Annotated in this window: 1 protein-coding gene; it reads right to left on the reverse strand. The window is 44.5% G+C overall.

Annotation, left to right across the window (positions count from 1 at the left end; genetic code table 11):
• A partial coding sequence (locus PHS46_07820) for a hypothetical protein (protein ID MDD3906408.1) occupies positions 1 to 9,285 on the reverse strand: 9,285 nt, incomplete at both ends.

Raw genomic sequence — 9,285 nt, forward strand, 5'->3', positions numbered from 1 at the left:
CTATATCGCTACTGGAGTAGCTATACCCGGTCTCAATGCCTATGGAATTGTATTTTATGTTGGTCTTTTCGGTAGTGGAAGTGACGCCGTTCTTCACGGTAACACTGCGGGTACTTACTGCCTGGCCAATGTCGTTAAACTTTATAACTGACTCCACGCCGCTGATACTGGTATCTATCGCGGAACCGTCGGCGCCTTTACCAACTTCTCTAACAGTATAGTTATACCCGGTCTCAATACCTATGGAATTGTATTTTATGTTGGTCTTATCCGTGGTTGAGGTAACGCCGTTCTTTACGGTAACGCTACGGGTACTTACTGCCTGGCCGATGTCGTTAAACTTTATAACTGACTCCACGCCGCTGATACTGGTGTCTATCGCGGAACCATCGGAGCCTTTAGCGACTTCGCGGGTCAAGTAACTATACTTGTTCTCCCTGCCCTGCAAATCATATTTTATGTTGGTCTTGTTGGTAGTCGAGGTAACGCCGTTACTGACTGTGGTTATCGTTTCACTCAGTGCCTGGCCGATGGAATTATAGGCTGATATCTCGGTCTCTACCGTTTGATACGTCTCGAGTCCGGTATTAGTTTTAGTTATAGCTGTCTTTGAGAAAATAAGCCGGCCTAATGAGTCATACCTATTATCGGCAATATCGGTAGCAGTAACTGTACTGCCATCGGTATTTTTAGTAACAATCGTTTGCCGCAAAACCTGATTTAACTCGTTATACGTGATTTTGCTTTCCTTTATATCCTGGAGATAGAACCCATCACCGGATTCCGTAATCTCTCGCATGGAATATATATTATTCCCATGGACATCATATAACTCGTCCGCGATACTCGTCTCAGAAGTAGTCAGCCCCCCTTTCTCGGTAATACGCCTTAACCTGGCTACATAACCCTGCGTGTTATATTTATCGATCCATGTTGTTACTTTATATGTAAGATAATATCCGAACCCTTTCTCCTCCGTAGTGACAGAACTATAAGTAAGCTGTCCGAGAGTATTGTATTGTCTGTCGGCGGAATCGGTTAATATCTTCGTAGTACCCTCTTCCGGTACGATCGTTTGCGTCATTCTTAAAACTTGGCCGAGGGAATTATATTTAGTTATATCATTCGTTAAATTATAGGTTTCCGAATATGCATTACCGTTCGCATCGGTGCCCCAGGTATGAACCTTTACCTTGCTGTATATAATACGGCCGTAGGCATCATACTGTTTAACTGGGTTCCCTGCGGAATCTAAACAATCTTCTTCCTCCGTATGCAAATTCCCTTCTACTGTAGTTTTACGCACGCTTATCGCCTGGCCAATATCGTTATACATGAATATCGATGTAAAGACCGTATAACTACGCCCGGTTGAATCGGTCACCTGAACATACGTTCCCCTGAGCAAAAATCCTGCATCATAACTACGATCAGCTATATCTGATACCGTAGTAGTAACACCGTTATCTACCGTAACTTGGGTCATCTTACCGACCATGTTATTATAATCGTAACTTGAAATAGTGGTCTTGACGGTATAGGAATGGTTCAGGCCGGTACCTTTTTCGGTAATCTTGACGCACGACTCTTTAAGACGACCATCAATATAATAAACCCTAGGTGATAATATGTCCTGTTCCAAAGTCGTCTTTATCACATTATTAATCGTGCCATCTGAAGTATCTATTTTATATACAGATAAACTATTAATCTGGCCTAATGCGTTATAACTGTTTATTATTGTAGTTTCAAAATATGTATAGTTAAGATTATCACCAAGTTCATTTACCTTAACATATGCAGTAGTAAGCATGCCATAGCTGTTATAGCTTCGCGCCTTCCAGTCTGTTTCTGTTTTCGTTAAATCACCATTGACGGTAACTTTGGTCATCATAGATACCTGATCAAAGTTTAAATAAGTCGACATAGTCGTCTCCAGGCTATAGCTGTCGTCCGCGTCAACGCCTTCTTCCGTAACGTTGATTTTCGAATATGTAAGGCGCCCTCTGGAATCGTAGATTCTGACTGCACTATCAACTTGAGTTGTAGTTACCCCATAATCTACGGTAACCACCGTTTGTTTAAGCATCTGCCCCAACGCGTTGTAAGAATTTACCGTCGTCTCGGTAGTGTAGGAATGGTTAAGCACCCCCCCGCCCGTATTCGTGTCCGTCTCGGTAATGGTCACATACGAATACTTAAGAAGGCCGGAAGAATTGTATCGTCTATTCTCTATATCAACCTGCGCTATGCATTGAGCGCCGCCCAGATTGTACGTATACTGGCTCATCTTTAAGACCTGATCGGCGGCATCATAATCAGTGATATTCGTTATTATGTTATATATGTGTGTATAAGCGCCTTCTAAACCTTCTTCCTTTATAGTGATATTCGAGGTTAAAAGACGCCCATGTGTGTCATAAGTCCTTGCACCCGCATCGGTCTGAGTCGTTTTCTTAGTATTAACAACCTCGGTACCGTTATAATATTGTTCTATAGTTATCTGCTCCATCTGTAAGACCTGATTAAGAGTATTATAAGAACCTATATTCGTGCTCACTGTATAAATATGATTTAAGACAGTGCCGGTGGAATCTTTCTCTGTAATACTGGTACTCGAAGTTAAAAGACGGCCCTTTAAGTCGTAAGTTCGGTTGGCAGAATCGATCGTTGTAGTAGTAACTCCAACAGCGTTTACCTCGTACTTCATCCGTAAAACTTGACCGAGGGAATTATAAGAACCAATGCCGTCTTTGCCTATCCATGTCGTCTCTATATTGGTATAGTTTAATCCTGTGCCATGCACATAAACGCTAATGCAAGTATATGAAAGCCGGCCATACTGGTCATATCTCCTGGGGGTTAAATCCAACTCTTCGGTAATTTTGCCGCCGTCTGTAGTAATTTGCAGCATTTTATTTACCTGGCCGAGATCGTTATAGCTCCCACGCACCACGCTATCTTTATACGCCCCTATCCATGTCTCTACAGTATAGTAATGCCACAATTTAGTTGTATCTACTGTATTATCCGCATTTATCCACTGTTCTGTTACGCTGACCTTCGAGTAACTAAGACGACCATACGCATCATAAGTCCTATCGGCCATATCGGATTCTGTAGTAAAATTATTTTGATCAAACGTAAAAGTGTTCATTCTCTTTATCTGACCCAAGGCATTATAATCCGTTATAGAGCTTGTTACTATGTATGTATGAGATAATACACCGCCTTCATCCGCTGTACCTAATTCGGTAACAGATATTCCGGTTGTATAAAGTTGTCCCAGAGAATTATATTTTCTTTCATTTATATCGGTCTCGATGGTCATTTTGTCGCCATCTACCGTGGTGCGCGTCATGACTGCAACCTGACCTAAGGTGTTATAGTTATTTATAGTAGTAGCAACCGTGTAGGTATGATTTAAGACGGTGCCGGTGGAATCTTTCTCGGTAATACTGGCACTCGAGGTTAAAAGACGCCCGGATGCATCGTAGGTTCTATTGGCGGAATCGGTCTCGACGGTAGTCTTACCGCCATCTACTGTTACCTGGGTCATTTTGAGTGCCTGGCCGATAGCATTATAACTTGATATCGTAGTCTCTACCGTATAGGCATGATTCAGGTTACCGCCTGTTTCGGTTATAGTGGTTTTGGAATATGTAAGCCGGCCTAATGAGTCATACACTCTGGGAATGCCCGTTACATTCTCTTCCACCGTCCATTTATCGCCATCGTGAGTTTTTTGTGTCAAATACACAACCTGACCTAAACCGTTATAGCTCATCCATGAATCTAAGGTGTAGGTGTGATTTAAACCGGCGCCTGTCTCTGTATAAGTTACACCGTTCGATATCATGCGGCCTAATGCGTCGTAAGCCCTGTCGGTATAGTCCTCTGCCTTAGTGGTAATACCGCCGTCTACGGTAATAGTAGTCATTCTCAGCGCTATGCCGCGGGAACTGTAGCTTGTGATATTTGTCTGGACCGAATATGTATGGTTCAATGTGGTAACACCGGCTACCACACCGACCTCATGTATACTGACGTTACTCTGCGAGAGCCGGCCGTGATACCAGTATACCCTGTCGGCTGAATCGGTCTCTGTGGTAACTGTGTAGTTATTGGCATCGATTGTTGTCGTAGTAATTGTTTGCATCCGTATAACCTGGCCGAAGGTGTTGTAATAATTGGTCACACCCGATATGCCTGACATCTTCGTCTCTACGGTATAAGTACTATTGAGATTGGAACCCGTCTCATGATACTCGATCTTCTGATTTATAAGGCGGCCTAATGAATCGTATGTTCTATCGGCGATATCGGTAGCAACCGTAGTTTTTGAGTTGTCAACCGTCGTGGTGGTTATGCGTTTGACCTGGCCTAAGGTATCATAGGTAATGCCGCTTGTTGCGGTAGTGTAAATATGAAGGACCTGAATATTCATACCTGAACCGGTGGATGTCGTCGTTATCGCCGCTCCGTCTTTCGTAAGGGCAAGTGAGAATGTATACAAATACGAGTTTGTACCGGCGATGGGAGTGGTAGTACAACCCACTACAAAATAGTCTACCTCTGATGATATGCCTCCGGATAATGTAGTACCCTTAATTCTTATCCTAACGCCGTTATAAAGATACGCATCCGTCATAGTAAATTGCGTCGAATTGATCTGGGTACACCCCAGATAAGCTTCTCTCCACGCCTCTACATTCTCTCTTATCTCAACCGCAGATGATGTGAGTTGTCCAAGTGTATTATAGGTTCTATTAGACTTATCCTCTTCTACCGTCCTTAGATCGCCGTCGGTAGTAATAGTAGTCTGCGTTAATATCTGGCCTAAGGAATTGTAAGAACCGATACCGTCTTTACCAGTCCATGTCTCGATGCCATACCAATGATCCAGGGTGTTAGTGCCATCGGTACCTGTTTCATGATCCTGTACTTTAGAATATGACAGGCGGCCTTGAGTATCGTAAAGTCGAGAAGTAGCATCATATTCATCGGTTACTTTAGCTCCGTCTGTGGTCTTCTGCCACGTCATCTTTACCTGGCCTAAAGAGTTATAGCTTCCGAACTGGGCGACGCCGTTTATGTATCCGCCTATGAATGTTTCCACGGTATAGTAATGGTCGAGTACCGTGCCCCATGTAGTGCCGGTAACATCTAATTCATGTGTGGTTACCTTAGAATATGACAGGCGGCCTTGAGTATCATACAACCTGTGAGAGCCTGTGGCATCCCATTCGTAGGTGACTTTACTGCCATCTATGAATTTACCGCTTGCATCAGTCTGTTCCGTATATGTCAACATTGTGTCGATCTGGCCGAGAGAATTATACCCGCCGTAAACAGTATCACCGCTTTTAAAACCTATCCAGGTTCTGACATTGTAGGAGTTGTCGAGGGTAGAGCCGTCACTGGTGCCTGTTTCATGATAATGGATGGTGGAAGATGACAGACGCCCGGATGCATCGTAGGTTCTATTGGCGGAATCGGTCTCGACGGTAGTCTTACCGCCATCTACTGTTACCTGGGTCATTTTGAGTGCCTGGCCGATAGCATTATAACTTGATATCGTAGTCTCTACCGTATAGGCATGATTCAGGTTACCGCCTGTTTCGGTTATAGTGGTTTTGGAATATGTAAGCCGGCCTAATGAGTCATACACTCTGGGAATGCCCGTTACATTCTCTTCCACCGTCCATTTATCGCCATCGTGAGTTTTTTGTGTCAAATACACAACCTGACCTAAACCGTTATAGCTCATCCATGAATCTAAGGTGTAGGTGTGATTTAAACCGGCGCCTGTCTCTGTATAAGTTACACCGTTCGATATCATGCGGCCTAATGCGTCGTAAGCCCTGTCGGTATAGTCCTCTGCCTTAGTGGTAATACCGCCGTCTACGGTAATAGTAGTCATTCTCAGCGCTATGCCGCGGGAACTGTAGCTTGTGATATTTGTCTGGACCGAATATGTATGGTTCAATGTGGTAACACCGGCTACCACACCGACCTCATGTATACTGACGTTACTCTGCGAGAGCCGGCCGTGATACCAGTATACCCTGTCGGCTGAATCGGTCTCTGTGGTAACTGTGTAGTTATTGGCATCGATTGTTGTCGTAGTAATTGTTTGCATCCGTATAACCTGGCCGAAGGTGTTGTAATAATTGGTCACACCCGATATGCCTGACATCTTCGTCTCTACGGTATAAGTACTATTGAGATTGGAACCCGTCTCATGATACTCGATCTTCTGATTTATAAGGCGGCCTAATGAATCGTATGTTCTATCGGCGATATCGGTAGCAACCGTAGTTTTTGAGTTGTCAACCGTCGTGGTGGTTATGCGTTTGACCTGGCCTAAGGTATCATAGGTAATGCCGCTTGTTGCGGTAGTGTAAATATGAAGGACCTGAATATTCATACCTGAACCGGTGGATGTCGTCGTTATCGCCGCTCCGTCTTTCGTAAGGGCAAGTGAGAATGTATACAAATACGAGTTTGTACCGGCGATGGGAGTGGTAGTACAACCCACTACAAAATAGTCTACCTCTGATGATATGCCTCCGGATAATGTAGTGCCTTTAATCCTTATCCTAACGCCGTTATAAAGATACGCATCCGTCATAGTAAATTGCGTCGAATTGATCTGGGTACACCCCAGATAAGCTTCTCGCCACGCCTCTACATTCTCTCTTATCTCAACCGCAGATGATGTGAGTTGTCCAAGCGTATTATAGGTTCTATTAGCTTTATCCTCTTCCACCGTCCTTAGATCGCCATCGGTAGTAATAGTAGTCTGCGTTAATATCTGGCCTAAGGAGTTGTAAGAACCGATACCGTCTTTACCAGTCCATGTCTCGATGCCATACCAATGATCCAGGGTGTTAGTGCCATCGGTACCTGTTTCATGGAAGCCGTGATTCGAATACTGCATATTACCATTACTGTCATATTCATTATTGGCCATCGTATATTCAAGCGTCGTTTTATTCCCATCGATCGTGGTAATATTCATCCATACGGCCTGACCTAAGGCGTTATAATTATCTATACTCGTCTTTACTTCATAGGTATGATCCAGATTTGTTCCCTTTTCATTAATACTTACATCGGAGTAACTAAGTAGGCCGGATGCGTTATATTTTCTGTCGGTGGAATCGGTCTGGGTGGTAGTCTTACCGCCGTCTACGGTAACGGCCGCCATCTTTAAGACTTGCCCCAAGATATTGTAATTCGATATCGTGGTATCTACTGTATATGTGTGAGAAAGAGCGGTTCCTGTTTTACTTTTTTCCGTAACGCTTTCGAACCGATATTTCATCCGGCCATAAATATCGTAGGTAACTCCACTCGTTGCCGAGATTGTAATTTTATCCGGCGAGTCACTCGATGTGGATGTTTCGGTCCATGCGGTCATCTGGTTCAGGGCATTATATGTTATGCCTGTTTTTTTAGACGTATAAGTTACAGTCAAAACGGAGCCGCTCGTAGCAGTATCTTTCTCAGTCGACGTTGAGTCTATCGTCGTATATCTGTTCTTATTATCATAAACGCCCAACGTAACAGTATTGGTTGTCGTTGTCGTTATCGTGCCGTCGACATATCCATTCACTCTCTCGGAATATCCGGTCAATCTACCCCTGGCGTCAAAGGACGTGTTCTCTTTGTACGCAGTGTCGACCTGCCGCCATGCGCCTGAGACATAGTTATAGTCTTCTGTTATCTGATATTTGGCATTGCCCCATGCATCGAAGCTTTGAATTTTACCTGACTCGCAATACTTGCTCGCGATGGAAGCCGCTGTCATATCGACTATCGTGTGCGTAGTCTGTGTAAGATTCGGCGCAGATGGCCTTGTTAGATATATCGTACTACCCATGTCCGTGGCTACATAAGTAACCTCATCGCTGTATGCAACAAAGCCGTGGTATTCATAGGCGTAAGTGCCGGATACTTCCTGCGTCCAGACGAATTGGCCGGACGAGCCCTGGCTGGGATCCCAAGCATAGCTATTGCTTGTCTTGGCTGTAGCGTTGCCGCGGACATCCCAGGCGGTGGATACCTCGACTGTCTTAGTCGAAGCAGTAAGTGAGGTCTCATCTATGAGCCCGGAGACTGAGGCGTCGTAGTTAAATTGTGAGGCGGATATGTAGGTAATAGCTGTGGTCGAAGTTACGATCCCGCGCGAATTATAGCTTGTCTCGACTTCGGTTTTTGTATCGAATACGAAGTTGCCGGTTGCAGAATCATATATATAGGTGTCGGAAGTGTAATTTGTAACGTTGCCTTTAAAATCGATCCTGGTATTCTCGATCTCCTGTATACTTACGGGGGTAGTTTTAGTTGCATCGGTGTATGTGCATACGGTCTTGCTTGTGGCGTTATGCCTGGCATCATAGGTTATATCAGAGATTTCCTCATAAGACAGGGGCGTAGACGCAAGTTCACCCGTAGAATCAGTTCCATATGAGGTGATGGTCTGGCTTTCCGCGTCGCCGCGGGATGTGAAATTGGAATTATGTATAATGTTCTCTTTGGTTAATTCTATCTTGCCGCTTGTCTCATTATAAGCCGATATATCCTGCGTCTGGTCTACGGCATTACCTAAGGAATCGTATAGCTTTGTTTCGATTACAGTCTGGTCGATGAGCTTACTATCTGAGCAGGAAGAATCCGTCCAGCGCGTTATTGTGCTGGTCTTGGCATTGCCTCTCCTCTGGGCTATGACGTTATCCGGGTCATATTTATTTACCACAGTCTTGTGCTCTATTAATAAATCGGTATTGTCGTAAGTATCTATGGTCTGGTTTAGGATATTGCCGAAGGAGTCGTACTTATCATAACTTACTTCCTGGCGGTCTACAAAATCTGCGTCAGCCATCGCTTCTGCGCTGTAGCTCTTTATGCTTGATGTGGCGAGCCTGTCATGGATATCGTAGGTATTGATAAGCTTTTGGGCTTCGGAGAATGTCCATGCGGAATCTTCATACACTTCGGTCACAAGCTCCTGAATAAGCGCATTACCGCGGGCGTCAAATGTGAGATTTGTATATAACTGACGATCTATTGCTTCGGTAGGTGTGATCGCTCCTATACCTGAATCGGCAATGGTGGCGCCTGTGTACGTCGTTATGACGGTGGTTCCTATGTTACCCTGTGAGTTGATAGACGAGTTCTCTATTACCTTTACTCCGATAGGTTCCGTGCTCGACTCGTTGGCGTAGGTTACTATGATCTGCTTTAAGGCTACACCGGAGGAGTGATAACCTATGGATC

The organism is Candidatus Omnitrophota bacterium, from assembly GCA_028699255.1.
In the GTDB taxonomy this organism is placed as follows: domain Bacteria; phylum Omnitrophota; class Gorgyraeia; order 2-01-FULL-45-10; family 2-01-FULL-45-10; genus FEN-1322.